The sequence below is a fragment of the Brachybacterium sp. NBEC-018 genome (assembly GCF_024860185.1).
Taxonomy (GTDB): domain Bacteria; phylum Actinomycetota; class Actinomycetes; order Actinomycetales; family Dermabacteraceae; genus Brachybacterium; species Brachybacterium rhamnosum.
The window spans coordinates 3,655,918-3,681,560 of the sequence record NZ_CP100650.1 but is presented as its reverse complement, the minus strand read 5'-3'; the positions used below and the strand labels follow the sequence as shown (position 1 = coordinate 3,681,560).

Here is a 25,643-nt window from a genome sequence, read left to right as displayed (position 1 = left end):
CGATCGCTGGGGGAAGCATGTCAGATGCCCGGCGGCCCCCTCCAGCCGGGCGCCCGGGCTCAGACCAGGCCGCGCCGCTCGAGCAGGGGCGTGACGTCCCGGTCGCGGCCGCGCAGGCCGCGGTAGGCGTCGAGGAGATCGGCGGAGCCGCCGATCGCGAGGATCGCCCGCGCGAACTCCTCGCCCACCTCGCGCACGGGGCGGCCCGCGGCGAGCTGCTCCTCGAACCAGGCGACGGAGTCCGCGTCGAAGACCTCCGCCCACAGGTAGGAGTAGTACCCGGCCGCGTACCCGCCGGAGAAGGTGTGCTGGAAGTAGCCGGTGCGGTAGCGCGGGGCGACGAGCGGATGGGAGAGCCCCGCCTGCTCGAGCTGCTCCGCCTCGAAGGCGCGCGGGTCCTCGACGCGCGTGCCTGCGGGCAGGCGGTGCCAGCGCCAGTCGAGCACGGCGGCCGCGAGGTACTCCGCGGTCGCGAAGCCCTCGCCCCACAGCGCCGCGGAGCGCACCCGCTCGAGCTGCTCGGCGGGGACCGGCTCCCCGGTGTCGACGTGGCGGGCGTAGTGCTCGACGATCCCGGGCCGCAGCGCCCACATCTCGTTGACCTGCGAGGGGAACTCGACGACGTCCCGCGGCACGGCGGTGCCCGAGGCGGAGGGGTGCTCGACGTCGGAGAGCAGCGCGTGCAGCGCGTGGCCGAACTCGTGGAACAGGGTGCGCACCTCGTCGAGGGTGACGAAGGCCGGCTCGCCCGGGGCGGGGCGGGAGATGTTCAGCGTGTTCATGACGATCGGCCGGGTGCCCTCGGCGCGGGAGCGCACGGAGAGCACGTTCATCCAGGCGCCGCCGCGCTTCGCGTCCCGGGTGAAGTAGTCGCCGATGAACAGGCCCACCTCCTCGCCGTCCTCGCGGTGCACCTCCCAGACGAGCGCCTGCGGGTGCGGGCCGGTGAGGTCGTCCCGGCGCGTGAAGGCGAGGCCGTAGACCTCGCCGGCGGCGCGCAGCACGCCGTCCTCGATCACCCGCTCGAGCACGAAGTAGGGCTGCAGGGCGGCCTCGTCCACCGCATGCTCCTCGGCGCGCACACGCGCCTCGTAGAAGGCCCAGTCCCAGGGGGCGAGGTCCTCGACGCCGTCGCGGGCGGCGCGCGCCGCGATCCGGGCGGCCTCGCCCTCGACGTTGCGCATCGCGGGGCCGACGGTCGCCGCGAACAGCTCCTCGACGGACTCCGGCACAGCGGCCGTGCGATCGGCGACGGCGAGGGAGGCGAAGTCCGCGAAGCCCAGCAGGGCGGCCTTGCGGGAGCGGAGCTCGGCGATCTGCGCGGCGAGGTCCCAGGTCTCCGTGCCGCGCTCGGCCGAGGCGCGGTAGAGCCGCTCGCGCACGGAGCGGTCCTCGAGGGAGGGGAGCAGGCGCTGGACGGTGGGCAGGACGAGCGTGAGCAGCCACCCCTCGAGCCCGGCGTCGATCGCCGCCTCGCGCGCGGCCGAGCGCTGCCCCGCGTCGAGGCCCGCGAGGTGGGCCTCGTCGGTGAGGTGCACGGAGGCGCCCTTGAGATCCGCGCGGGCCTGCTGGGTGAAGCGGGTCTCGAGGCGGGAGATCTCCTGGTTCAGCGCGGCCAGGGTCTCCTTCTGCTCGGGGTCGAGCCGCGCACCGCGCAGCACGAACCGCTGGTGCAGCCGCTCGAGCAGGTGCCGCTCCTCCGCGCTCAGGGCCGCCCGCTCCGCCTCGTCGCCGTGCAGCGCGTCGACCCGGGCGAAGAGCCGCGGGTCCAGGAACACGGCGTCGGAGAGCGCCGTCAGCCAGGGCGTGACCTCCGCCTCGACGGCCTGCATCTCGGGGGTGCCGTCGGTCGCGACGAGGTGGAAGAACACGCGGGAGACCCGGCGCAGCAGAGGGTCGCCGTCCTCGAGGGGCAGCACGACGGAGGCGAAGGAGGGCGGTGCGGTCGAGGTCGCGACCTCCTCGAGCAGCGCCTTCTGGGCGGCGACGCCGGCCCGGAAGGCGGGGAGGAAGTGCTCGGTGCGCAGCGCCGCGAAGTCCGGCAGACCGTGGGGGAGGCCCGAGGGCTCCGCGAGGGGGTTGCCGCGCAGATCCGGCTCCTCCTGTCCGTGCTCGTCGGTGCCGGAGGGGGACGAGGGGCCGGTGGGCGCGGAGGTCATGCCCGTCACTCTAGTGTCCCTGCTCACGTGGGACGGGGCGCCGCCTACTCTGGTGCCCATGACCGCCGCCGCGACCGACCTCCCCGCCGCCCCGGGGTCGCCCTCCGCCGCGGCCGTCTACGAGCACCTCGTGCGCCGCGGGCCGCACGCACGCACGGACCTCGCGGCCGTGCTGGGCCTGTCCCACCCGACCCTCACCCGCCTCGCCCGGGAGCTGCTCGAGAACGGCCTGCTGCGGGAGCTCCCGCCGCGACCCCAGGCGAAGGGCCGGCCGCAGCTGCCGCTCGACGTCGCCGAGGAGCACGTGCGGCTGATCGGCGTGAAGATCACCGCGACGGCCGTGCACACGGCGGTCGTGACCGTGCGCGGCCAGTCCCTCGAGGAGCTCTCCGCTCCGCTGCGCCGCAGCGACCCGGAGACCGTGCTCGCGACGGTCACGGAGCTGTGCCGGACACTGCGGGCCTCGCACCCGCGGATCGCGGGCGTGGGGATCGGCCTCGGCGGGCGGGTCGACGACGACGGCGTCGTCTCCCCCACCTCGATGCTCGGGTGGCAGGAGCCCGTCCCGCTCGGCCCGCGGCTCGAGCAGGAGCTGGGCCTGCCGGTGAGCGTCCGCAACGACATCCATGCCCTGCTCGAGGGGCTCGCCTGGTTCGGGGCGGGTCGCCGCCACGACTCCTTCATCGCGATCACCGTGGGTGCCGGGGTGGCGGTGGGCACCGTCGAGGGCGGGGTCGTACGCCGCGGGGCCGGGCACGTGGCCGGTCTCGCCGGCTCGCTCACGACGGTCACCCGGGACGGTCGCGGGGTGCGACTCATGGACGTGGCCTGCAACGACGCCGTGATCGACGCGGGACGGGAGCAGGGCGTGCCCGGGGCCGGCACGGGCACGCCGGAGGAGCGCCTGCAGGCGGTGCTCGACGCCCTGCGTACGGGGGACCCCGCCGCCCGGGAGCTCGCCGCGGAGGTCGGCCACGCGGTCGCCGTCGCCGCGGCCGGGGTGGTCGGCGTGCTCGATCCCGAGGCGCTGCTGCTCGGCGGGGAGAGCGTGGGGCTGCTGCGGGACGTGCCCGCCTTCGCCGAGACCCTGCGCGCCCTGCTCCCCGCGGAGCAGCAGGACCTCGAGGTGCGCTACCTCCCCGACGACTTCGACGACTGGGCTCGCGGAGCCGCGGTCGTCGCGGCCCGGCGCTTCATCACGGGCACGGACCCGGTCTGAGCAGGCGAGGGGCCCGGGCCGTCTCCCGGCCCGGGCCCCTCGCCCTCCCCAGCGAGCGTCAGCTGAACAGGGCGTTGACCTTCTCGTTGTACGCGGTGAAGGACGAGGCGTCCGTCTTGCGCATCCAGAGGTCGTCGAAGGCCGGCTGCATGATCGATGCGATCTGCGCGGCGTTCTCCACGAGCGGGTAGAGCCCGGTCTCGCCGTTGTCCACCCGGTCGGTGTACGGGGACACGTCCAGACCCTTCTCCTCGTACGCCGCCGTCGCCGCCGCGGTGCCGGCGTCCGTCGCCGGGAAGACCACACCCCGTCGGCCGATGATCTCCTGTGAGGCGTCCGAGCCGAGGAACGCGACGAGCCGCGCCGCCTCCTCGGGGTGCTCGGACTGCGCCGAGATCGAGTCGCCCAGCCCGTTGAACATCGACATCGGATGGCCGATCGGACCCGAGGGGAGCGGGGCGATCCCCAGCGAGACCCCCTCGAGGTTCGCGTAGGTGCCGATCATCCACGAGCCGGCGAGTGCGAGGGCGGCCTTGCGCGACTGCAGCTGGGACTGGGCGGGGCTCGAGTCCCCGAACATGCCGAAGGGCGGCAGGATCCCCTTGTCCACGAGACCGAAGTACCAGTCCATGGTCTGCTGGAACTCCGGCTCGTCGTACCGGAAGCGGGTGCCCCAGGTGTCCTTGTCGGTGAAGGCCCAGCCGGTGGCGAACGCGAAGGTGGACCAGGAGGTCTGGCCCGTGTAGTCGATCCCGGCGTCCGCCCCGAGCCCGTAGGTGGCGATGCTGGTGGCGTCGAAGCCGTCCTCGTCGCCGCGCTTCCCGTTCGTGTCCACGGTCAGGTGCAGCAGCATCTGCTCGAAGCTGCCGCCGTCGGCCGGGTTCCAGTCCAGGGACGCGAGGTCCTCGGGGGAGACCCCGGCCTCCTCGAGCGCCGCCGTGTCGTACATCAGGGCGATCGTGTCGTAGTCCTTGGGGAGCCCGTACCTCTTGCCGTCCTGGCCGGTCCAGAGGTCCTGCAGGCCCGGCTGGAACCGGTCCTCCGGGATCTCCGCGATGGGGGCGAAGTCGTCCAGCGGCACGATCACACCCAGGGCGAGCATCTCCGGGTACCGGCCCAGGTGGTCGGTGAAGACGTCCGGGCCGGCCTCCGCCACGAACCCGGCGGTGAGCTTGGTCCAGTAGTCGTCCCAGCCCATCTGCGTGATACGGACGTCGATGTCGGGGTTCTCCCGCATGAAGAGGTCGATCGCCTCGGAGTAGCCGGGCAGCTGGGTCGCGTCCCACAGCCAGTAGTCGAGCTCGACCTTCCCGCCGGCGGCGCCGGAGGAGCCGCAGGCGGCGAGGGTCGGGCCGGCGGCCGCGGCGCCGAGGGCAGCGGCGGTGCCGCCCAGCAGACGGCGGCGGCTGAGCGGGGAGCGCCGGTGATCGGGTCGACGGGGGTGGAATGTGGTCATCGTGGGTCCCTCACTTGATCCCGCTGAAGCCGATGGAGTTCACGATCCGCTTCGCGAAGAGCGCGAAGAGGATCAGCATGGGCAGGGCCGCGACGAGCGTCGCCGCCATGAGCCCGGCCCAGTCGGTGCCCGTGTTCGGGGACTGCGCGCGGAACACCGCGAGCGCGACGGTCAGGACCCGCGAGGAGTCCGAGTAGGAGACCATCAGCGACCAGAAGTACTCGTTCCACGCGGTCATGTAGGTCAGCAGCGCGAGCGTCGCGAGCGGCGCCGAGGACATCGGCAGGATGAGCGTGAAGAACACGCGCACCTTGCTCGCCCCGTCGATCAGCGCGGCCTCCTCCACCTCGCGGGAGATGTTGTTGAAGAACTGGCGCAGGAAGAAGATCGCGAACGGGGAGATGAACAGGCTGGGCAGCATGATCCCGAGCAGCGTGTCCACGAGGTGCAGGTTCTTGATGAGCACGAAGTTGGGCAGCAGCGTGAAGATCGCCGGGATCATCATCGCGGCCAGGAAGACCAGGAACACCCCGTCCCTGCCCCGCCAGCGCAGGCGGGAGAAGGCGTAGGCGGCCATCGCGCAGGAGAAGGTCTGCACCACGGTCACGGTGGTCGCGACGATCACCGTGTTCAGCAGGTAGCGCCAGAAGTTGATGGAGGCGCCGGACCCGCCCTGGGAGACGGCGGTCTCCACGTCCTGCATGCCGAAGACCCGCTCGAAGCCACCCAGCGAGAAGCCCACGGGGAGCAGGCTGCTGGGGTCGGTGGCGAGCGCCGTGTTCGAGGAGAGCGCGGTGCGCAGCATCCAGTAGAAGGGGAACAGCGTGATCAGCAGGATCACGATCATCACGATCCAGGCCACGATGCGGCCGGGGGAGACCCGGCGGCGGGCGCGGGGCGCGAGGGCGGGAGCGGTGGCGGTGTCCCGGGAGAGGGGAGCGTCGGTGAGCGTCATGGGAGGGCCTCTCAGTCCAGGTCCGACTGGCCGGCACGGGTGAGGAAGTACTGGGCGAAGGTGATGATCATGAGGATCACCAGCAGTGCGACGGAGAGCGCGGAGGCGTAGCCGAAGTTGTACTGGCCGAACGCGTTCTCGTAGATGTACATCTGCAGGACCTTCGAGGCATCGGCGGGCCCGCCCTGGGTGGTCACCGAGATGGTGTCGAAGACCTGGAAGCTGCCGATGATCGACATGATCAGCACGAGCGCGAGGATCGGCCGCAGCAGCGGCAGCGTGATGCGGCGGAAGAGATGCCACTCGCCGGCGCCCTCCGTGCGGGCCGCCTCGTAGAGCTGCTCGGGGATGGACTGCAGGCCCGCGAAGAGCAGCAGCGCCGTGTAGCCCATGTGGCGCCACACGTTCACGAGCGCGACCGTCGGGATCACCCAGGTCTCGCTCGCCCAGAAGGAGACCGGGTCGAAGCCGATCGCCTGCAGGGCGATGTTCACGATGCCCAGCTGGCTGTCGAGCATCCACAGGAACACGATCGCCGCGACCACGTTGGAGACGAGGTACGGGGCGAGCACGAGCGAGCGCAGCCAGGTGGACTGCGTGAGTCGCTGCATGAGGATCGCGATGAGCAGGGCGACCACGATCTGCACGCCGATGTTGATCAGCACGTACAGCACGGTCACCCGCAGCGACTTCCAGAACACCGGGTCGGTGAGCATGGCGCGGTAGTTCTCGAGGCCCACCCACTCGGGCGGGGTGAGGATGGCGTAGTCGGTGAGCGAGTAGTACAGGCCGGTCAACAGCGGCCAGACCATGAAGACGAGCAGGCCGACGCTCGCCGGCAGGATGAACAGCAGGGCCAGCCGGGTGTCGTCCCGGTGGCGTCGACGGCGGGGAGGCGCCGGGCTCGCGCCCGGCGTCCTCGTCGCCTCGGGGGTGGTGGTGGACATCGTCGTCCTCTCTCCGATGGGCAGGGTCAGGGTCGGTCCGCGAGTGCGGTGACCTCGAGCAGGAACGCCGTCTCCGGCGCCATGACGGGGGCGGCGAGGCCCGTGCGCAGCAGCACCGCGCCGGGCACGTCGAGATGGTCCACGAGGGCGGGCGGGCCGTAGCCGGCGCCCTTCGCGTCCGTGGCCGGGTCCGCGCCGGCGCGGGCCCACGCGGGCCACACGTAGCCGGTGGGCTGCGGGCCCAGCACGAGCGGGCGCACGCGGTAGCGGCGCTCCGGGTCGAGGCCGGGGAGGCGGAGCGCGCCGACGGGGGCGATGTCCGGTGTGTCCACGGCGGTGACCGTGTACAGGGCGCGGTCGCGCTCGGGGGAGAGCACGCCGGTGATCCACACGGAGTCCTGGCCGCGGTCCGCGCGCACGAGGTCACCGGTGAACAGCAGCTCGCGGTGCTCCTTGTACAGGGCGATCCAGGTGCGCAGCTCGGCGAGCTCCTCCTCGGTCGCGCGGCGAAGGTCCCACTCGATCCCGAGGTGGCCCAGGAGCGCGCTCGCGGCGCGGAAGGAGAGGGAGTGCAGGCGCCCGGTGGTGTGGGAGCCGCCGGAGGCGATGTGGCTGCCCATGAGCTCGAGCGGCACGAGCTGGGAGGTCCAGCGGTTCATGGTCGCCCGCTCGAGGGGGTCGATGCAGTCGGAGACCCAGATCCTGTCCGCCCGCTCGAGGATGCCGAGGTCCACGCGGGCGCCGCCGGAGGAGCAGGACTCGATCTCGAGGCCGGGGTGCGCGGCCTTGAGGCTGTCCCAGAGCCGGTACACGGCGAGGGTCTGCTCATGGACGGCGGCGGCGCCGGTCGCGCGGGTCGCGGCCTCGACGAGGTCGCGGTTGTGGTCCCACTTGATGTAGGCGATGTCGTGCTCGGTCAGGAGCGCGTCGATCGCGTCGTGGACGTGCTGCCAGGCCTCGGGGATGGTGAGGTTGAGGACCTGCTGGTGGCGGGCGGGCAGCGGCATGCGGTCCGGGCCGGGGGCCATGATCCACTCCGGGTGCGCGCGGGCGAGGTCGGAGTCCTCGTTGATCATCTCGGGTTCGAACCAGAGGCCGAACTGCATGCCGTGGCCGGTGACGCGGTCGACGAGCGGGGCGAGGCCGCCGGGCCAGGCCTCGTCCGAGACGGTCCAGTCGCCGAGGCCCGAGGTGTCGTCGCGGCGGGAGCCGAACCAGCCGTCGTCCAGCACGAAGCGCTCGACGCCGAGCTCCGCGGCGCGGTCGGCGAGCTCGGTGAGCACGTCGAGGTCGTGGTCGAAGTAGACGGCCTCCCACACGTTGAGGGTGACGGGGCGGTCGGTGCCCGGGTAGGGGAGGCCGCCGTGCGCCTCGCGGTCGCGCAGGTGGGCGTGGAAGCGGTGGGCGATCGTGTCGAGCCCGGCGGCGGAGTGGGCGCCGTAGAGCCAGGGGGAGGCGATCGCGGCGCCGGGGGCGAGGCGGCCCTCGCCGGGCAGCAGCAGCTCGCCGCCGCCGATCACCTGGACGCCCGCGGAGAGCCGCTCGGCGTGGTGGGTGTGGTTGCCGGAGAAGGCGGTGTGCACGGCCCAGATCTCGCCGGTGGAGAAGTCGAAGCCGGAGGTGCCCAGGTGCAGCAGGTGCGCGGCGTCGGCGCCGGTGCGGCCGCGGCGGTTCTCGCGCAGGTGGGTGCCGGTGACCATGGCGCGGCGCTGCGGGGTGCGCTCCTTGGTCCAGCGGCCGCCGAAGTCGAGCAGCTCGTCGGCGTCGAGGGGGACCGGCAGGGCGGGGGTGAGCTGGTGGACGGTGTAGGCCGTGTCGCCGGCGTTCGTGACCTCGGCGCGCACGCGCACGAGGCCGGAGGGGAGCAGCTCGACGTCGAGGCGCACGGCGAGGCCGAGGAGCTCGTCGGCGAGGTCGACGGCGACGAGGGCGGGACCGGTCTCGAGGTCGGTCCCCTCGCCGGCGGGGAGCGCGCGCTCGGTGCCCTGCTCGGTGATCCGGACGCCCGTCACGGTGAGCCGCGGGGCGGTGCCGGAGCCGTCGTCGCGGGAGCCGGTGAGGCCGGGGCGGCCCAGCCAGCCGTCGGCGCTCTGGGGGAGGATCCCCGTGCGCAGCGGGACGTCGGGGCCGTTGCTCGAGATCGCGGGGGTGACGGCGGCGAAGAGCGCGGCGAGGTCCTCCCCGGTGAGCGGGCCGAGGTCCGTGCCCCAGTGGAGGATCGCGGGGACGCGCCCGCCGGTCGTGTCGAGCACGAGGGAGACGCCGGCCGCGCGGAGGTGCAGGCGCCGGGTCGTGGGATCGGTGGGCATCGTCGCTCTTCCTGATCGGGAGGCGGGCGTCCGTGCCCGCGAATTACTTACGACCCGAAAATAAGGGGTGCGGGGCGGGTCGTCAAGGGCCTCCCGCGGGCACCCCTCCGCCCGTGCCCCGCACGGCGCTACCCTGAGCTCTCCCCTCCGACCCGACAGGAGCCGACTGATGATCTTCACCCAGTCCTCGAAGCTGCGCGACGTCTGCTACGAGATCCGAGGTCCGGTCCCGGCAGAGGCAGCACGCATGGAGGCCGAGGGGCACAAGATCATCAAGCTCAACATCGGCAACCCCGCGCCCTTCGGCTTCGAGGCGCCGGACGAGATCCTCGTGGACATGATCCGGTCGCTGCCCACCGCGCAGGGCTACTCCGACTCCAAGGGCCTGGTCTCCGCCCGCCGCGCGGTCGCGCAGTACTACCAGACCAAGGGCATGCCCGACATGGAGCTGGACGACATCTACCTCGGCAACGGGGTCTCCGAGCTCATCCAGATGACCTGCCAGGCGCTCGTGGACGACGGCGACGAGGTGCTCGTGCCCGCTCCGGACTACCCGCTGTGGACCGCCTCGATCGCGCTCGCCGGCGGCCGCGCCGTGCACTACCGCTGCGACGAGGAGCAGCAGTGGTGGCCCGACGTCTCCGACCTCGCGGACAAGGTCACCGAGCGCACCAAGGCGATCGTCGTCATCAACCCCAACAACCCCACGGGTGCGGTCTACCCCGAGCACGTGCTCAGGGAGATCGTCGAGGTCGCCCGCAAGCACGGGCTGATGATCCTGGCGGACGAGATCTACGACAAGATCCTCTACGACGATGCGGTCCACCACCACATCGCGAAGCTCGCCCCGGACCTCCTGACCATCACCTTCGACGGGCTCTCCAAGGCGTACCGGGTCGCGGGCTTCCGCGCCGGATGGATGGCGCTCTACGGCCCCAAGGACCACGCGACGAGCTTCATCGAGGGTCTCGACGTGCTCTCGAACATGCGGCTGTGCCCCAACGTCCCGGCCCAGCACGTGGTCGCGACGGCGCTCGGCGGCCATCAGTCGATCCACGAGCTCCTGCTCCCGGGCGGCCGGCTCAAGGAGCAGCGCGACGTGGCCTACGAGGGGCTCAGCGCGATCGACGGGGTCGACGTCGTCAAGGCCCAGGGCGCGCTCTACATGTTCCCGCGCGTGGATCGCGAGATGTACCGGATCGACGACGACGAGCAGTTCGCCTTCGAGCTGCTGCGCTCCAAGAAGCTCCTGGTCACTCAGGGGACGGGCTTCAACTATCCGACGCCGGACCACTTCCGGCTCGTGACGCTCCCCGCCGTGGACCTGCTCGAGGACGCCGTGGACCGCATCGCCGACCACCTGGCCTCGATCCGGCGCTGATCCCGGCCCCCGGGGTCGACACGGACGGGGCGCCCGCCTCCGCCATCCGGCGGGAGCGGGCGCCCCTTCTGCGTGCGCGGGTGTCTCAGATCGCGAGGCCGATCACGAGGGCGAGCACGGCCAGCAGCGGCAGCGTGCCCTGCTTGATCGCCGCGGCGCGGTGCGCGGGGGAGGCGAGCAGCAGCACGAGCGCGGCGGCGAGCATGCTGCCGGTGCCCGCGAGGGCGAGCGCGCCGCCCACGGCGGTGGAGCCGGCGAGCAGCAGGATCGCGCCGAGCGCCGCGAGCACGGCGAGGAAGAGGTTGTAGAAGCCCTGGTTGAGGGCCATGAGCTTCGTCGTCTCGATCTCCTCGGGCGACTGCTCCCCGAACACCGCCTGCGAGCGGGGCGTGCCCCAGAGCAGGGACTCGAGCGCGAAGATCAGGACGTGCAGGGCCGCCGCCGCGAGGGCGAGCACGGATCCGAGGATGATCACAGGAACCTCCGGGGTTCTATTGAAGTAGTCATTCCACTATAGTGGGGGAGCGGCGCCGGCACCAGGGCTCGGCGCCGGCACCCCGGGACGGGGACGGAAGGAGGAGCACGCATGGGACGGCCCCTCACCTTCGATCGCGCCGAGGCGGTGCGCGCCGCGCGCGACGTCTTCTGGCACGAGGGCTACGAAGGGGCGTCCATGGCGACGCTCCAGCAGGCCACGGCGCTGAACGCGAGCAGCATCTACCACGCGTTCGGCTCCAAGCGCGGCCTCTTCGACGCCGCGGTCGAGGACTACCTCGACCAGGTCGTCCGTCCCGGTCTCACCCCGCTGCGCGGGACGGACGTCGAGCCCGGCGCCCTCGCGCGGTACTTCCGCTCCGCCCGCGAGATCTTCGCGGACCCGTCCGGACGCACCCTCCCCGACGGCTGCCTGCTGGTGAACACCGCCTGCTCGGGCCTCGCCCGGGACGACGGGATCGCCGAGGTGGTGCGCGTCTACCGCGCCGAGCTCCACGCCGCGTTCCTGCGCGGCGTCGGGGCCCGGCATCCGGGCCTCCCGCTCGCCGATCGCGAGCGCCTGGCCGAGACCCTCGTCGCGCTGCTCGTCAGCGCACTGGTCATGACCCGGGTGGACACGGGGGCGGCGCTCGCCTCCCTCGACGCCGCCCTCGACTCCTTGGAAGGGGACCCGACATCATGAAGCCCCTGTACACCACCGAGGCCCTCGCGACCGGCGCCGGCCGTGACGGCCACGTCGACGTCGTCGACTCCGACCTCGCCCTCGACCTCGCCGTCCCCACCGCCATGGGCGGCACCGGCAAGGGCGCGAACCCCGAGCAGCTCTTCGCCGCCGGCTACTCCGCGTGCTTCCACTCCGCGCTCCAGCTCGTCGCCCGCGAGCGCAAGGTGAAGATCGACGGCTCGAGCGTCGGCGCGCGCGTGAGCATCGGCTCCGAGCAGAGCGGCGGCTTCTCGCTCGCCGTCGAGCTCGAGGTCGTCATCCCCGAGCTGGACCACGAGACCGCGCAGGCCCTCGCGGACGCCGCCCACCAGGTGTGCCCGTACTCGAACGCGACCCGCGGCAACATCCCCGTCACGGTCACCGTCTCCGACGACTGATCCTCCCGCGCCACCGGCGCGGATGCGGAGGGGCCCCGGCAGGAATCTCCTGCCGGGGCCCCTCGTCGTGGTGCGCCGGGATCAGGGGCGCAGCAGGACCTTGCCCTGGCGTCCGTCGGTCAGGGTCGCCGCGACGGCGTCCGCGACCTCGTCCAGGCCGAAGGCGCCGGCGACCGGCAGGGTCGCCTCGCCCGAGAGCAGGCGCGCGATGATCTCGCCGATCAGGCGGCGGCGCTGCTCGTCGCTCATGTCGGCGGAGATCTGGGCGCCCCAGAAGCCCTCGACCTTCAGGTCCTTGAAGATGATCGGCCCGGAGGGGAGCGCCATGGTCGTCGCGCCCATCGCGCCGAAGACGACGAGGCGGCCGCCGCGGCCCAGCAGCGAGAGCACCTGGCCGGCGGCCTCGCCGCCCACCGAGTCGAGGCCCGCGGCGACATGGGCGTCGCCGATGAGGGTGCGGGCCTGCTCCTGCCAGTCGTCCTGGTCGGTCGCGACGACGTCGCCGATGCCCTGCGCGGCGAGCTCCTCCACGCCGCTGCTGCGGCGGACGAGGCTGATCACGCGCAAGCCGCGGGCGCGGGCGAACTGGGCGACGAGGCGGCCCACGGCGCCGGTCGCGGCGTTCTGGACGAGCACCTCGCCCTCGGCGAGGCCGAGGTGCTCGAGGAGCGACAGGGCGCTGAAGGGCATGGCGACGAGCTGGGCGGCGGCCTCGTCGGGCAGCTCGGCCGGCAGCGGGACGAGCGAGCCGGCGGGGGCGGTGAACAGCTCCGACCAGGTGCCCGGGGTCGCGGTGGCGGCGACGCGGTCGCCGACGGCCACGGAGTCCACGCCCTCGCCGAGGGCCTCGACCACGGCGACGGCCTCGCTGCCGGGCACGGCCGGGAGCTCGGGGCGCACGCCGTAGGTGCCGCGGATCGTCCACAGGTCGTGGTGGTGGATGGGGCTGAGGACCAGCCGCAGCAGCACCTCGCCGGCGGCGGGCGCGGGGGCCTCCGCCTCGCGGGTGGTGAGGACGTCGGCGGGCTCGCCGAACTGCTCGTAGGACACGGTGCGCATGGGACCTCCTAGTAGTGAAATGACTATTCCACTATAGGTCCGGAGCGCCGGGCGCGCACCGCCCCGACGGGCGAGCTCCCTCACGTGGACGCACGACGGGCGCCGTCCGAGGAGGACGGCGCCCGTGGCGCTGCGACCCGGCACACCCGGGCAGCGAGAGGGGGAGGATCAGGCCGGGGTGCTGACCGAGATCGTGGTCATGCCGTCGCGGGAGACGCGCACCATCTCCTCGCGCTCGACGACCTTCACGCGGGCACGCGGCTCGCCCTCGGCGTCGACCTCCGCCGCGCCGAGCGACTTCTCGTGCTCGTCGAGGGCGCGCCAGCCCTCCCACGTCGTGTACTCTACGCCGCGCTCGTCGAAGGTGCGCAGGATCGCATCCGCGTCACGCTCCGGCGCCGGGGTCAGGGCGCCCGCGTCGATGTCCTCGAGGAGCGAGGAGATCGTCTCGATCGCATCGGACTTCGTCGCGCCGATCAGGCCCACCGGGCCGCGCTTGATCCAGCCGTTGGCGTAGACGCCCGGGATGACGGTGCCGTCGGCCTTCGTCACGCGGCCGGCGGCGTTGTGGATCACGCCGCGGCTCTCGTCGTAGGGGACGCCGGGCAGCTCCGAGCCGAAGTAGCCCACCGCGCGGTACACGGCGCCGAGCTCGTAGTCCACGAGCTCGCCCGTGCCCACGAGCGAGCCGTCCTCCTCGAGGCGGGTGCGCTCGAAGCGCATGCCCGTGACCTTGCCGTCCTCGCCGAGCACCTCGACGGGGCGGTGCCAGAAGTGCAGGTGCAGGCGGCGCTGCACGGGGCCGCCGTGGGCATCCGTGGGCTCCTCACCGGCCGCCTCGCGGCGCTTCTGCTCCTCGAGCCAGCCCTCGAAGGTCGAGACGATCTGGTCGGTGCGCTTGTCCGCGCGGATCGCCTCCCACTCCGCCTCGGTGATCTGCTCGAGGTCGCGGCCCTCGAGGACGACCTGGACGCCCTTGGGGTGCGCGAGCTCGCGGGTCTCGAGCGGGGAGAACTTCGACTGCGCCGGGCCGCGACGGCCGAACACGTGCACGTCGGTCGTCGCCGCGGCGGCGAGGCCCGCGTGGACGTTCGCGGGGATCTCCGTGCGCAGCAGCTCGTCCGCGCTCTTGGCGAGCACGCGCGCCACGTCAAGCGCGACGTTGCCGTTGCCGATCACGGCCACGGACTCCTGGTCCAGCGCCCACTCGCGCGGGTAGTCGGGGTTGCCGTCGTACCAGGCGACGAAGTCCGCGGCGCCGAACGATCCCTCGAGGTCGATCCCCGGGATGTCGAGGTCCGCGTCCTTGAGCGCGCCGGTCGCGAAGATCGCCGCGTCGTAGTGGGTGTGGAGGTCCTCGATCGTGAGGTCCGTGCCGAACTCGACGTCGCCGAGGAAGCGGATGTCGCCGCGGTCCAGGATCCGGTGCAGCGCCGTGATGATGCCCTTGATGCGCGGATGGTCCGGCGCGACGCCGTAGCGGATCAGGCCGAAGGGCGTGGGGAGCTGGTCGTACAGGTCGATCTCGACCGCCAGCTCACCGCTCTTCACGGGCGCGGAGCGCAGCAGGGTCTCGGCGGCGTACACGCCGGCGGGGCCGGAGCCGATCACTGCCAGGCGGAAGGGCTGCGTGGAGGAGGACATCTCACCTCGGTCTCGTGGCGCGCGGGGGCGCCGGGTCGCTGAGAATTCCGCGCCATCCTATATGCGGAAATGCCGGCGGCCGAGGAGTGTGAACCATTGCTCCCCTGCGTGACACGGGGCTGCGGGAGGCCCCGGGAAGGCTCAGCAGGGCTCAGGAGGCGCGGCCCCGGGAGTCCGTCGAGGCCTGCTCGGTCGCCGGTGCGGCGGCGGTCCCGGCGCCGGCGGTCACCTCGTCGCGGCGGTAGGCCGCCCAGAAGTACGCCGCGACGAGCGCCGCGCCGCCCACGACGTTGCCCAGCAGCACCGGCACGAGGTTGTCCCACAGCGCGTGCCCCGCCGTGATCGCCGCGAAGTCCGCCTTCGTGACCCCGGCCGCGGTGATCGCCTCGCCCTGCCAGAAGGCGTCGCCCTCCGCGTTCTTCACGAGCAGCCCCAGCGGCAGCATGAACATGTTCGCGACGGAGTGCTCGAATCCCGTCGCGACGAACAGCGCGATCGGGCCGGCGACGGCGAGGACCTTGTCCGCGACCGTCTTCCCGGCGATCGAGACCCAGACCGCGAGGCACACGGCGAGGTTCGCGAGGATCCCGAGCACGAAGGACTGCCCCCAGCTGTGGGTCACCTTCGCCTCCGTCGTGGTGAGGACGACGAGCCCCCAGGCGGAGCCGTTCGTGGACGGGGTCCCGGCGAGGAAGATCAGCAGCGCGACCGTCAGCGAGCCCACGAGGTTGCCGGCGATGCTGATGCCCCAGTGGACCAGCATCTGCCCGGTCGTGATGCGGCGCGAGAGCCATGGCATGGCCGTCATGGTGGTGCCCGTGAAGAGGTCCGAGCCGCTGACCACGACGAGGCCGAGGCCCACCGAGAAGGCCACGCCGCCGATGACCTTGGCCATGCCGACCGGCCAGGCGCCCATGCCCTGCTGCGAGGTCACCATGAACACGAAGCCGAGCGCGATGTAGGCGCCGCCCGTGAGGGACAGCAGGAACATGCGCCCGCGCGGCATGGTCGCCTTCGCGAGCATGCCCTCCTCGAGGGTGCGGGCGAGGGCGGCGGGGGCGGGGATGGCCGTGCTCGCCGGGGCAGGGGTGGAGGGGGTGCTCATGGGTCTCCGTCCGGCAGGGGAAGGGGTGTCGGGAAATGCGCCGACAGGCTAGTCCCCCTGACCCCCGCGCGAGGCGGTTTCCCCCGCATCCGGCCCGGCCGGACGGTCGGCAGCGGGCTGCGGGACCACGCCGACGGCGACCTTCAGCGTGCTGCTCGCCCCCGGCGGGCCGACCACGATGCCCTTCAGCGGCGGGACGTCCGCATAGTCGCGGCCCCAGGCCGTCGTGACGAAGCGCTGGTCCACGAAGGTGTTGTTCGTGGGGTCGATGTCCACCCAGCCGGTGCCCGGCACGAGCACGCTCAGCCACGCGTGGGAGGCGGCGGAGCCGATCATCTCGCCCGCCGGCTCCGTGACGAGGGCGCCGTCCGCCGCGGGGGCCGTGCGCAGATAGCCGGAGACGTAGCGCGCCGCGAGGCCCGCGGCGCGCGCCGCGGCGACCCCGGCGTGCGCGAAGTCCTGGCACACGCCGTGCCGTGCCTGGAGCACCTCCTCGAGCGTCGAGGTGACGGTCGTGGCGGAGGAGTCGTAGGTGAACTCGCGGAAGATCATGCCGGTGAGCGCGGCGAGAGCCTCCCCGATCGGACGCTCGGGCGTGAGCACCTCGCGCGCGAGCTCCCGAGCGGCGGCGAGCGCGGGCACGCGCGGCGAGGGGTGGGTGAAGTCGATGCTCTCCGCCGGCATGAGCGGGCCCCAGTGCTCCGGGGTGCACTGCTCCCAGGGCCGCTCGAGGGTCTCCGCGGGATAGCGGCGCTCCGCGACGGAGACCACGGCGCGGGAGTGCACGTCGAGGTGCTCGTGGGGCGAGTCCACGAGCAGGTAGGTCGAGGAGTTGCCGAAGAAGTCGGTGTGCGCGGTGAGGCGGGCCGGTGCCGGGTCCACGGTCACCTCGTGGGAGAGCACCCGCTGGTGCGGGGTCGCGCGGGGCTCCACGTGGGCGCGGCCGTAGTTGCGGGAGACCGCCTTCGCGTAGCGGTACGCGGTGAGGTGGTGGACGCGGTAGTCGATCGCCGGGGCGTCGGGGCCCTCGTCGCGCAGGGGGATGCGGGGCAGGTTCTCAGACATCGTCGAACCCCCAGGGGGAGGTGGACTCGGAGGCGCGGAAGAACCGGTTCTCGAGGGCGGTGGAGAGCTCGCGCACGGACTCCATGGCGGCGCTCGCCTCGGCGACCAGCCCGGTGGGGGAGCCGGGCTCCTCGTCACGGGGCGTCAGCAGCTCGCGCGGCTGCCAGGCGCCCACCCGGCCGCGCAGCGCCGTGAGCGGGGCACGGAGCTCGACAGCGGGGGTCCGCTCCGGGATCCGGTCGAGCACGGCGCCGAGCCGGTCGAGCTGGAAGGCGAGGGAGCGGGGGAGCGTCGCGTCGCCGATCAGCAGCTCGAGCAGCAGCTCGGGCTGGACCGCCGCGTGGTACGTGCGGCGATAGGTCGCGCCGGACTCCGTGATCGCGACGACGGCGGCCGTGACCCGGGCCTCCGCGGCGGCGCTGCGGCGACCGCCCAGGGCGGCCTTGAGCAGGGCGAGCAGGGTGGAGGTCCGCTCGATCCTCCGGCCCGTCTCGGTGAGGTCCCAGCCGAGGTCGCGGGGCATGGAGTCCGCGACCGCGCCGGAGAGCGCGAGGCAGCCGTCGACCATGTCGGTGAGTCCCTGCTCGAGGGGCTCGTCGGCCTCGCCGAGCGCACGGATGCGGCCGCGCATGCGGGAGATCGAGGGCCAGACGCTGTCCGAGACGAGGTCGCGCAGCCCGCGGGTGGTGTGGGCGAGCGCCGCGAAGGACTGCGCGAGCGAGCCGGGTCGGCCCGTGTCGTGGAGCAGGCTGCGGATCTCGTCGCGCACGGCGCCGGTGTCGTGCACGTCGATCGAGTGGAAGCCGGGGAAGGTCGTCGTGACGTCGGTCGTCGCCTCGAGCAGCACGGCGAGCGCGGTTCGTGGGGCCCGGCCGGGCTCCGCGGAGAGGTCGTTCGTGGAGTCCAGGACCGTGCGCAGCAGGCGCGCGGTCGAGTCGACCCGCTCGAGGTAGCGGCCGAACCAGAAGAGGTCCGAGCCCACCGAGCGCGTCATCGCGGGGTACGGCGAGAGGCCCGTGACGGCATCTGCGCCGCCCGCGCCGGTCGCGTCGGTGACGTCCAGGGGGTCCGCGCCGGCGGAGGAGCTCGGGGGCACCGCGACCCAGACGTCCTTGAGGGTCTCGGGGGAGGAGTCCGCCGTGCGGGCGATCCCGCCGGGCATGACCTCGAAGCCGTCGGACCCGGCCATGACGAGGAGCTGGAGCCGCACCGGGCGCTCGACGAGCGCGTCCCCGCCCGCGGGGTCCAGGGACGGCGCGGTCGAGGGCGTCTCGGCGGGATCCGCGGGATCGGCCTCCGCCGGGCGCAGCAGCAGGTCCTCGTGGAGCAGCTGCCGGCACAGGTCCGGCAGGGCGCGTGCGAGCGCGGGGTTCTCGAGGATCCCCGCGCCGAGCGGGTTGAGGACCTCCACGTCGCCGCAGCGGGCGGCCTCGACGAGGCCCGTCACGCCGCCCAGCAGGGTGGGGCCGAGGTCCAGCGGGTCCAGCAGGGCGGAGGGCACGAGCCGCACGAGCGCGTCGATGCCGTCGCCGGGGTCGGGGTCGGCGCCCGGGAGCCGCAGCGAGAGCGACCCCGAGCCGGTGCGGAGGTCCGTCACGGAGACGACGGGCGCACCGAGCAGGTTCGCGATCCAGTGGTGGTCGAAGGCGCGCAGGGGATCGGTGGAGTCCGTGAGGACCACGGCCCGGCCGGCGCGGCCGTCGGCCCGGCTGCGCTGGTGGAGCGCGGAGCGCATGCCGTCCATGAAGGGGTGCAGCCGTCGCAGCGCGGTCGAGGAGTACAGCTCGGGTGCGCTGCGGGAGAGGGCGCGGCGCAGCTCGAGGGCGACGCCGGCGCCGTCGGGCACGTCCGCGTGGTCGGCGAGGACCTGCCATCCGCCGTCGGCCGCGCGCTGCACCGTGCAGCCCAGGGCCAGGAGGTGGGTGCCGCCGCGGGAGGGGATCGACGTCGCCGTGCGCAGGTACGCGGGATCGGCGAGCAGCGCGGCGGCGGGGGCGACGTCGCTGCCCAGCACGGTGCGCGGCCCGTAGAGATCGGCGTGGAGCGCGTCCAGGAGCCGGGCCCGCTGGACGAGGCCCGCGGAGAGCTCCTCCCACTCCTCCGGCCCGAGCACCACGGGCACCGGGTCCAGGGCGGGGGAGGGGACGGAGACGTCGGAGGCGAACAGCGAGCTCGCCGCCGCCGCGGCGCGACGCCGGCCGGCCGGGCCGAGGGCGTCGAGCGCGCGAGCGGGCGCGGTCGGGATCGCGAAGGTCACCGCGTCATCGTAGGCGGGCCGACCGGGAGCGGGGCGGGCGCCCGCCCCCGGTGACCGGCCGCGTCAGGAGCTCGTGACGACCGGGGCGCCCTCGGAGGGCTGGACGACGACGAAGCCCGGGCCGTGGAAGCCCAGCTGGAAGGACTCGCCGGAGCCGCGGCCGATGAGCGAGCCCATCTTGAAGTCGTTCTTGATCTGCGGCTGCAGGTTCGCGGACCAGCAGACCGCCGCCTGCGGGTCGACGTAGGTGGGCTGCTGCGAGCAGTCCAGGAGCATCGGCGGGCCGTCGGAGGTCACCGCGACCATGCCCTGGCCCTGGAGGAAGAGGTTGAACAGGCCGCCCGCCATGAAGCCGCCGCTGCCCAGGGAGCGGATGTCCCACTGGATCGAGGAGTCGAAGGCGAGGAGGTTCTTCGTGTTCAGCGTGATCGCATCGCCCTCGAGCTGGAGCAGGAAGATCTCCTCGGCGTTCTTCGCGAAGAACACCTCGCCCTGGCCGCGCACGTGCATTAGGTTGCCGCCCTCGCCGGTCGCGAGCTTCTTCAGGAGCTTCATGCCGCCGCCGGAGCCCTGGTAGGCGAAGTCCATCTGGCCCTGGTAGGCGACCATCGCGCCCGCGGCGGCGATGATCTCCGGGGACTGCGGCTGCAGCGCGCAGCGCAGCATCTTCGAGGACTGCAGCGCCCAGCGGTCCGTCGTCTGGCGCTCCTGGTTCGTGGCGTCGAAGAGGTTCGAGCGCATGGGACCCACCCTTCCGCGCCCGGGGGGTCGGCTCCGGCCGCACGGCCGCTCCCGCGCGGCCGTGCGCATCGTCCCACAGGCGGGACCGCCCCGCACCCTGTGCGGAGCCTGCGTGCGCCTCGTGAAGGTCCGCCCCTGATGCACGTCGCCGCGCGGCCCGTTCCGTAGCATGGCGCGCATGGAGGAGACCCGACGCCAGCGCACGCCCCGCCGCGATCCCCGGCTCGGCGCGCTCGCCGAGGAGTCCGGCTACCGGATCGAGGAGCGCATCGGCGCGGGCGGCATGGGCATCGTCTACCGCGCCCACGACGCCGACGGCCGCGAGGTCGCGATCAAGCTGCTGCGCCACGACATCGCCGACGACCCCCGCGCCCGCGAGCGCCTCGCCCGCGAGGTCGCGGCGCAGAAGCTCGTGCGCAGCGAGTCGATCGTGCGGATCCTCGACGCGGAGCTCGACTCGCCGGACGCCTTCGTGGTCACCGAGTTCGTCCCCGGCCCCACCCTCGAGGACGCCGTGCGCGAGCGCGGCGGGCTGCACCCCGAGGCCGTGCGGGAGGTGGGGCTCGTGCTGGGCGACGCCCTGCGCGTCATCCACGCCGCCGGGGTCATCCACCGCGATCTCAAGCCCTCCAACGTGCTGCTGCGCGGCGCCCGCCCGCGGGACCTCGACGGCTTCGACCCCGAGGGCGACCGCCTGGACCCCGTGATCATCGACTTCGGGATCGCGATCGCCGCGGAGGAGTCCCGGCTGACCTCGACCGGGCTCGTCATGGGCACCGCCGCCTACCTCGACCCCGAGGTGGTGCGCACGAACCACACCGCGGAGGCGGGGGACTGGTGGTCCCTCGCGGCGATGCTCGCCTACGCGGCGACGGGCCGCGAGCCCTACGGCAGCGGCCGCGCGGATCTGGTGTTCCTGCGCGCGGACCGCGGGGAGATCGACGTCGACGGGCTGCCCGTCGAGCTCGCCGACTGGCTGCGGGAGGCGCTGCAGGCGGATCCCGCGCGGCGGCCCGATCCGGCGACGCACCTCGCGAAGCTCGCGGATCTCGACATGACCCGTTTCGAGGACGCGGGGCAGACGGAGGCCTTCGGGGTCGACGGCCGCACCGCCGTGCTCCCCGCCGCCGCTGCCGGTGCCTCTGCTGCCGGTGCCACCGCGGCGACGCCGTCGGAGGCGCCCGAGGGCGAGGCGGCGAGCGGCGAGGGGGCGACCACCGTCCTCCCCGTCGCCGACGACGGTGCGGATGCCGCTGCCGCCGACCCCGCGGCGGGCGCCGGCGCTCCCGGCCCGGAGGCCACCCAGGTGCTCCCCGTCGTCGCGGACGGCGACCGCACCGAGACGCTGCCGCGCATCGACGACGCCGGCGCGACCCGGGCCGAGGCCGTGCGCGAGCAGCAGGGCGGCGGGTACGACGCGCCGACCGAGGCCCTGCGCACCGAGGCCCTGCGTGCCGAGGCGCCACGCACCGAGGCGCTCCCCGTCGTCGAGTCGCCCACCATGCGCCTGCCCGTGATCCAGGAGGAGCTCGCCGCGCCGCCCCGGCCGGTCCCCACCCCCGCCCCGAGCGGGAACGACCCGCGCTCCTACGATCCGCAGCGCCCCGTGCAGCGCGGGCCCGACGGCGGCCTCGCCGGCTATCCCGTGACCGCCCCCGTGGCCTCCCCCTACCCGGCGCAGACCTCCGCCCCGTCGCCCTACCCGGCGCCCCAGCCGTACGGGCAGATGGCCCCGTACGGCATGGCGCCGCAGCCCGTCCCGCCGCCGCCCCGCCGGCCGGTGCTCGTGTGGCTCGGCCACCTGCTGCTGATCGGCCTCGGCGTCATCGCCCCCTACATCGCCCTCGTGATCCTGCTGCTGCTGGGCGGCGCCGCCCGCACCTGGGAGCGCTCGCACCGGTCCGTCGCCGCACGGCGAATGCGCGGCTCCTCGGGTGCCGGGCCGCTCTGGGCGGCGGGCACCGCGGTGCCCTTCCGGTTCCTCCAGGGCGTCGCGGAGACGGCGCTCCAGGCGGTGCTGCCGCTGCTGCTGGGCCTGCTCGTCGGCGTCGCGGTGGACGCCGCCACGTATCTCGGCACCGGGACCGCCCTGCCGGACGGCGTCGCGCTCGGCACCGCCGTCGGCATCACGACCCTGCTGACCTGGGTCGGGATCGGCTCGCGCACCACGCGTCTGGGCGCCCACCGGATGGTGGACGCGGCCGCCCCGGACCGCACCTGGACGGCCGTGCTGCTGGGCCTGCTGCTGCTCCTGCTCGTCGCGGTCGTCGCGACGATCGGCGCGCGCCAGGGCATGGTCGACTACTTCCCGTTCTCCTCCGGACCGACCCTCGAGACCATCGCCTTCTGGCGCCGCTGAGCGGGCGGCGTGGGCCGGGTCTCCCGTCCCGGGATCGTCGAAGGTTCCACGGATACACTCGCGGCGTTCCCACCCTCGACCGCCGCACGGCGCAAGGAGAGACCATGGCGTCCGGATCCCCGAAGTCCGCGAGCGAGCGCCGCGAGGCGCAGCGCGAGGCGCTGCGCCAGCAGCGCCAGGCCGAGCTGCGCCGCCAGCGCTCGGTGCGGATCATCATCATCGCCGTCATCACGGTGATCGCGCTCGCCCTGCTCTCCGTCGCGGGCCTGTTCATCTACCGCGCCGCCACCGCGGACAAGCAGCCGGTCACCATGCCGACCGGCGTGAGCGAGGACGCCCCGTACCTCAGCTTCGGCGCGGAGGAGGGCTCCGGCGCCCCCGTCGTGGACCTGAACCTCGACTTCATGTGCCCCTACTGCGGGCAGTTCGACGGCGTGAACTCCGCGGACATCCAGGAGCTCGTCGAGAACGACCAGATGACGCTGCACCTCACGCCGCGCCGCTTCCTCGACGCGAACTCCACGAGCGGCGACTACTCCACGCGCGCCGCGAACGCCCTCGTGTGCGTGTACGAGGAGAACCCGGACAACGCCCTCGCGTTCACGACCCTCATGTACGAGAACCAGCCGGCGGAGGGCTCCGCGGGGCTCACCGACGACCAGATCCTCGAGTACGCCAAGCAGGCGGGCGCGAGCGACGAGGTCAGCAGCTGCATGAGCTCCAAGACCTACTGGGGCTACGTGCGCAAGGCGGCGGAGCCCTACGGCGCCGACCTCGCGAGCTCCACCCCGTACGTCGCGATCGACGGCACCGTCTTCGAGGACTACTACACCGAGGGCGCCTTCAAGCAGGCCGTGCTCGAGGCGGCGGGATCCTCCGCCTCCGACGCCGGCGGCGCCTCCGACGGCGGCAGCTGACCGGAGCGGGGAGCCCTGCTCTCCGCTACCATTCCGGGGTCGATCGGCTCGCTGATCGGCCCCGGCCCGCTGGAGTGGCGCAACGGTAGCGCACCTGTCTTGTAAACAGTCCCAGCGTCGCAGGTCAGGGGCGGATCGCGGTTCCACGCAGGGGCAGGACCACCCCAGCGTTCCCCACGGTTCCCGCCGGATCCTGGCCGTCTGTGCCCATTCCGTGCCCACCGAGCGCGCCGGCCCGAGCCGCCTCCATCGACGCCGCGACCGACACCAGGTCCGAGTCCCACAGGTCGGCGTAGACGTCCAGCGTCACCGCCGCGGACTTGTGCCCGAGCATCCGCTGCACGGCCTTCACTGACGCCCCCGACTGCACCGCGAGCGACGCGGCCGTGTGCCGGAGGTCGTGCGGCGGGAGGTACTCGATGCCCGCCTCGTGGAGAGCCTTCTGCCACCACCCCATCTGCCCCGTCGGCCGCTTCGACGGTGAGGACAGGTACTCGCCGCGGCGCGCGGGGAAGATCAGCTCCTTCGGGCCGACGTCCGGGAGCATCTCGGCGACGAAGCCGGGGAGGTAGATCACCCGCCGCTCGTGCGTCTTCGGGGTGCCGACGTGCCAGCCCGCACGGGTCCGGGTCACGGCCCGGTCGATCCTCACGCGCGCACCGTCCCGCGCCTCACCGAGCAGCGCGACGGCCTCGCCCCAGCGCGGGCCCCCGTAGGAGAGGGCGTACACGAGCGGCCCGTAGAAGTCTCCGGCGGCTGCCGCCGCATCGCGGACCTCGACGTGCGAGAGGTAGCGGTGCGCGCGCTCGACCACTCGAGGAAGTGCGACGCCGCGCGCGGGGTTCGTCTGCAGGAGCCTGTCGCGGACGGCCAGGTCGAGCACCTGCGCGAGCATGGAGTGGGCCCGGCGGACGAGCGTGGGGGAGTACCGCTCGTCGAGGTCGGCGACCCACGACTCCACCATCGACGGGCGGATCGCCTGCAGGGACACGGAGCCCCAGTGCGGCTCGACGTGGAGCTCCCACGCGGACGTGATGTCGTCGTGGGTCTTCGGCTTCACGCTCGTCGCCTTCGTCCGGAGCCACGGCTCCGCGATCGAGCGGAGCGGGACGCGGCCGGCGGACACGGCGACGAACTCGCCGCGCTGCTTCGCGCCCTCGATCGCGGTGAGCCACTGCTCGGCGTCGCGCTTCGTGGTGAAGCCGCGCTTCTTCGTCTGGCCGCCGTCGGGCTTCCGGTAGCGCACGAGGTAGCGGGGCTTCCCCGTCCGCTGGTCCGTGTACTGCTTGATCTTCGGGTTCGAGGTGTCCCTCATGTCGGCGTCACCATGAGGTGCAGGTCGGTCTCTGACTTCCACTGCCACGAGTAGCGGAGCCCTCGCTCCTCCTCCACCTTGTGCAGCGCGTCGTACGGACCGGCGTTCACGTGGATCGTGTTGATGAGCTCCTGGGAGGTGCCGGACTCCTCGAGGACGCAGTCGACCGCGTCCATCGTCGAGGGCGCGGCCCCGTAGGTGATGACGGTGACGCCCTCGTCGTCCGGCATCCACGAGTTCGACGGGAGGCCGCACGACTCGGGGATCTCCGCGAGCGACGGGGCGCCCCCGCAGGAAGCGAGCGCGAGCACGGCGAGGGGCAGGGCGAGGCGACGCTTCATGAGGTCCTCCGGAGGATGGATCGGTAGGCGGCGATGACCTCGCCGGTGACGTCGAGCTGGTCTGCGAGGGCTCCGATGCCGACGCCGACGACGCGCTCGGCGGCCGCGTACGCGCACTCGGGGATGAGGAGATTCGCCGCCCAGCGCCACGCGCGAGCTTCGATGGGTGGGGGCTGCTCGCCGTCGTCGCCGTAGTGGTGGTGGGCGAGCTCGTGGGCGAGGAGGGATCGGGCCTCGGCGTCGGTGAGATCTCGTCGGAGCCAGATGGTGCCGGCGGCGTGCGCGTAGGCAGCCTGGCGGCGGTACGTCGGCGGGGTCCAGCAGACCCTCAGACCGGCGCTGGTCGCACGGTCAATCAGCTGGTCGGTCGTCGGGGCGCTCGACGTGACCTGCGGCGAGATCGAAGTCATCGGGGTTCGGGTCCTCCTCTTCCGCCGGAATCGTCGTCGATGGGTCTGACGACTGGGCGTCGAGGCGGTGCTGCAGCTCGCGGAGGAGCGCGGCGTGCGGGTAGGTGGACAGCGGCTTCGTGGTCTCGCGGACGCGGGCGTCGGCGGCGGTGAGGATGCCGGCGGCGATGAGTGCCTCGAGGGGCGGGGTCCCGTAGTGCTGCGCGATCGCGATGACGGCGTCGGCGCGCGGCTTGATGTGGTCGGGGCGGGTGGGGTCCCAGCGGGTGATGGTCGAGGCGGAGACGCCGGCGACGGTGGCGATCTGGGCGCGGGTCGCGCCGTCGGTGATGTCGTCGAGGTACCCGAAGAAGTCCGTTGCCATGGCGACATCGTATGCGTCTACGCAATCCGGTTCGATGCCCGGTG

Annotated in this window: 21 protein-coding genes, 1 tRNA gene and 1 pseudogene; 7 read left to right on the top strand and 16 right to left on the bottom strand. The window is 73.2% G+C overall.

The genetic code is table 11. The features are described 5' to 3' along the window. Positions 1–59: 59 nt before the first annotated feature. The gene (locus NLU66_RS16890) at positions 60–2,159 is read right to left on the bottom strand and encodes a M3 family metallopeptidase (protein ID WP_259360761.1); all 2,100 of its coding nucleotides are present in this window, start codon (positions 2,157–2,159) and stop codon (positions 60–62) included. Positions 2,160–2,217: 58 nt separating this feature from the next. Between NLU66_RS16890 and NLU66_RS16885 the strand changes: the two genes are divergently transcribed. Then, positions 2,218–3,378 carry an ROK family transcriptional regulator gene (locus NLU66_RS16885; RefSeq protein WP_259360760.1) on the top strand — a complete coding sequence of 387 codons (1,161 nt, stop codon included), beginning with the start codon at positions 2,218–2,220 and terminating at the stop codon, positions 3,376–3,378. Between the two features lie 58 nt (positions 3,379–3,436). Here the strand turns inward: NLU66_RS16885 and NLU66_RS16880 are convergent, their stop codons facing one another. From NLU66_RS16880 to NLU66_RS16865, 4 genes are read right to left on the bottom strand one after another with little or no spacing between them, the layout of a single operon-like run. Next, positions 3,437–4,834, bottom strand: coding sequence for an ABC transporter substrate-binding protein (locus NLU66_RS16880; RefSeq protein ID WP_259360759.1), 1,398 nt, complete (start codon positions 4,832–4,834; stop codon positions 3,437–3,439). A gap of 10 nt (positions 4,835–4,844) precedes the next feature. Then, positions 4,845–5,789, bottom strand: a complete 945-nt coding sequence (locus tag NLU66_RS16875) for a carbohydrate ABC transporter permease (protein ID WP_259360758.1) — start codon at positions 5,787–5,789, stop codon at positions 4,845–4,847. 11 nt (positions 5,790–5,800) lie between these two features. Beyond that, the gene (locus tag NLU66_RS16870) at positions 5,801–6,736 is read right to left on the bottom strand and encodes a carbohydrate ABC transporter permease (RefSeq protein WP_259360757.1); all 936 of its coding nucleotides are present in this window, start codon (positions 6,734–6,736) and stop codon (positions 5,801–5,803) included. Between the two features lie 26 nt (positions 6,737–6,762). Continuing rightward, positions 6,763–9,045, bottom strand: coding sequence for an alpha-galactosidase (locus NLU66_RS16865; RefSeq protein WP_259360756.1), 2,283 nt, complete (start codon positions 9,043–9,045; stop codon positions 6,763–6,765). A 169-nt stretch (positions 9,046–9,214) separates the two neighbouring features. On the opposite strand from NLU66_RS16865, the gene NLU66_RS16860 reads away from it, so the two are divergent. Beyond that, complete coding sequence (locus NLU66_RS16860) at positions 9,215–10,426, top strand: pyridoxal phosphate-dependent aminotransferase (RefSeq protein ID WP_259360755.1); 1,212 nt, start codon at positions 9,215–9,217, stop codon at positions 10,424–10,426. A gap of 85 nt (positions 10,427–10,511) precedes the next feature. On the opposite strand, the gene NLU66_RS16855 is transcribed toward NLU66_RS16860, so the two are convergent. Further along, the gene (locus NLU66_RS16855) at positions 10,512–10,901 is read right to left on the bottom strand and encodes a DUF1304 domain-containing protein (RefSeq protein ID WP_259360754.1); all 390 of its coding nucleotides are present in this window, start codon (positions 10,899–10,901) and stop codon (positions 10,512–10,514) included. 111 nt (positions 10,902–11,012) lie between these two features. Here NLU66_RS16855 and NLU66_RS16850 point away from each other — a divergent pair, with 111 nt between their 5' ends. Continuing rightward, on the top strand, positions 11,013–11,603 hold the full coding sequence (locus tag NLU66_RS16850) for a TetR/AcrR family transcriptional regulator (protein WP_259360753.1): 591 nt from the start codon (positions 11,013–11,015) through the stop codon (positions 11,601–11,603). Continuing rightward, positions 11,600–12,022 (top strand): organic hydroperoxide resistance protein, encoded by a 423-nt coding sequence (locus NLU66_RS16845; RefSeq protein ID WP_259360752.1) that lies wholly within the window; start codon positions 11,600–11,602, stop codon positions 12,020–12,022. The genes NLU66_RS16850 and NLU66_RS16845 overlap by 4 nt, the downstream gene beginning before the upstream one ends. 81 nt (positions 12,023–12,103) lie before the next feature. Here the strand turns inward: NLU66_RS16845 and NLU66_RS16840 are convergent, their stop codons facing one another. The 6 genes from NLU66_RS16840 to NLU66_RS16815 form a co-directional block, all read right to left on the bottom strand. After that, positions 12,104–13,081 (bottom strand): zinc-binding dehydrogenase, encoded by a 978-nt coding sequence (locus NLU66_RS16840; protein ID WP_259360751.1) that lies wholly within the window; start codon positions 13,079–13,081, stop codon positions 12,104–12,106. A gap of 168 nt (positions 13,082–13,249) precedes the next feature. Beyond that, positions 13,250–14,725: an FAD-dependent oxidoreductase gene (locus tag NLU66_RS16835; RefSeq protein ID WP_259360750.1), complete on the bottom strand. Its 1,476-nt coding sequence runs from the start codon at positions 14,723–14,725 to the stop codon at positions 13,250–13,252. Positions 14,726–14,876: 151 nt separating this feature from the next. Next, positions 14,877–15,830, bottom strand: coding sequence for a formate transporter FocA (locus tag NLU66_RS16830; RefSeq protein WP_259360749.1), 954 nt, complete (start codon positions 15,828–15,830; stop codon positions 14,877–14,879). 48 nt (positions 15,831–15,878) lie between these two features. Then, a complete protein-coding gene (locus NLU66_RS16825; protein WP_259360748.1) occupies positions 15,879–16,895 on the bottom strand; it encodes a transglutaminase family protein in 1,017 nt (338 codons plus the stop codon). Further along, complete coding sequence (locus NLU66_RS16820) at positions 16,888–19,152, bottom strand: circularly permuted type 2 ATP-grasp protein (RefSeq protein WP_259360747.1); 2,265 nt, start codon at positions 19,150–19,152, stop codon at positions 16,888–16,890. The genes NLU66_RS16825 and NLU66_RS16820 overlap by 8 nt, the downstream gene beginning before the upstream one ends. A gap of 63 nt (positions 19,153–19,215) precedes the next feature. Next, positions 19,216–19,893, bottom strand: coding sequence for an AIM24 family protein (locus tag NLU66_RS16815; protein WP_259360746.1), 678 nt, complete (start codon positions 19,891–19,893; stop codon positions 19,216–19,218). A gap of 178 nt (positions 19,894–20,071) precedes the next feature. On the opposite strand from NLU66_RS16815, the gene NLU66_RS16810 reads away from it, so the two are divergent. The 3 genes from NLU66_RS16810 to NLU66_RS16800 all read left to right on the top strand — a co-directional run bounded on the left by NLU66_RS16810 (position 20,072) and on the right by NLU66_RS16800 (position 23,364). Beyond that, positions 20,072–22,252 (top strand): serine/threonine-protein kinase, encoded by a 2,181-nt coding sequence (locus tag NLU66_RS16810; protein WP_259360745.1) that lies wholly within the window; start codon positions 20,072–20,074, stop codon positions 22,250–22,252. A gap of 104 nt (positions 22,253–22,356) precedes the next feature. Next, positions 22,357–23,169: a DsbA family protein gene (locus tag NLU66_RS16805; protein WP_259360744.1), complete on the top strand. Its 813-nt coding sequence runs from the start codon at positions 22,357–22,359 to the stop codon at positions 23,167–23,169. Between the two features lie 71 nt (positions 23,170–23,240). Continuing rightward, positions 23,241–23,364, top strand: a tRNA-Thr gene (locus tag NLU66_RS16800). Between the two features lie 100 nt (positions 23,365–23,464). Here NLU66_RS16800 and NLU66_RS17750 read toward each other — a convergent pair. From NLU66_RS17750 to NLU66_RS16780, 4 genes and pseudogenes are all read right to left on the bottom strand, one after another. Then, positions 23,465–24,484: pseudogene (locus NLU66_RS17750) on the bottom strand (tyrosine-type recombinase/integrase); the annotation flags it as partial. Beyond that, positions 24,481–24,825: a hypothetical protein gene (locus NLU66_RS16790; protein WP_259360742.1), complete on the bottom strand. Its 345-nt coding sequence runs from the start codon at positions 24,823–24,825 to the stop codon at positions 24,481–24,483. The gene NLU66_RS16790 and the pseudogene NLU66_RS17750, both read right to left, overlap by 4 nt. Then, a complete protein-coding gene (locus NLU66_RS16785) occupies positions 24,822–25,235 on the bottom strand; it encodes an ImmA/IrrE family metallo-endopeptidase (protein ID WP_259360741.1) in 414 nt (137 codons plus the stop codon). Before NLU66_RS16785 ends, NLU66_RS16790 begins: the two co-directional genes overlap by 4 nt. Next, positions 25,177–25,599, bottom strand: a complete 423-nt coding sequence (locus NLU66_RS16780) for a helix-turn-helix domain-containing protein (RefSeq protein ID WP_259360740.1) — start codon at positions 25,597–25,599, stop codon at positions 25,177–25,179. The genes NLU66_RS16785 and NLU66_RS16780 overlap by 59 nt, the downstream gene beginning before the upstream one ends. Between the last annotated feature and the right edge of the window lie 44 nt (positions 25,600–25,643).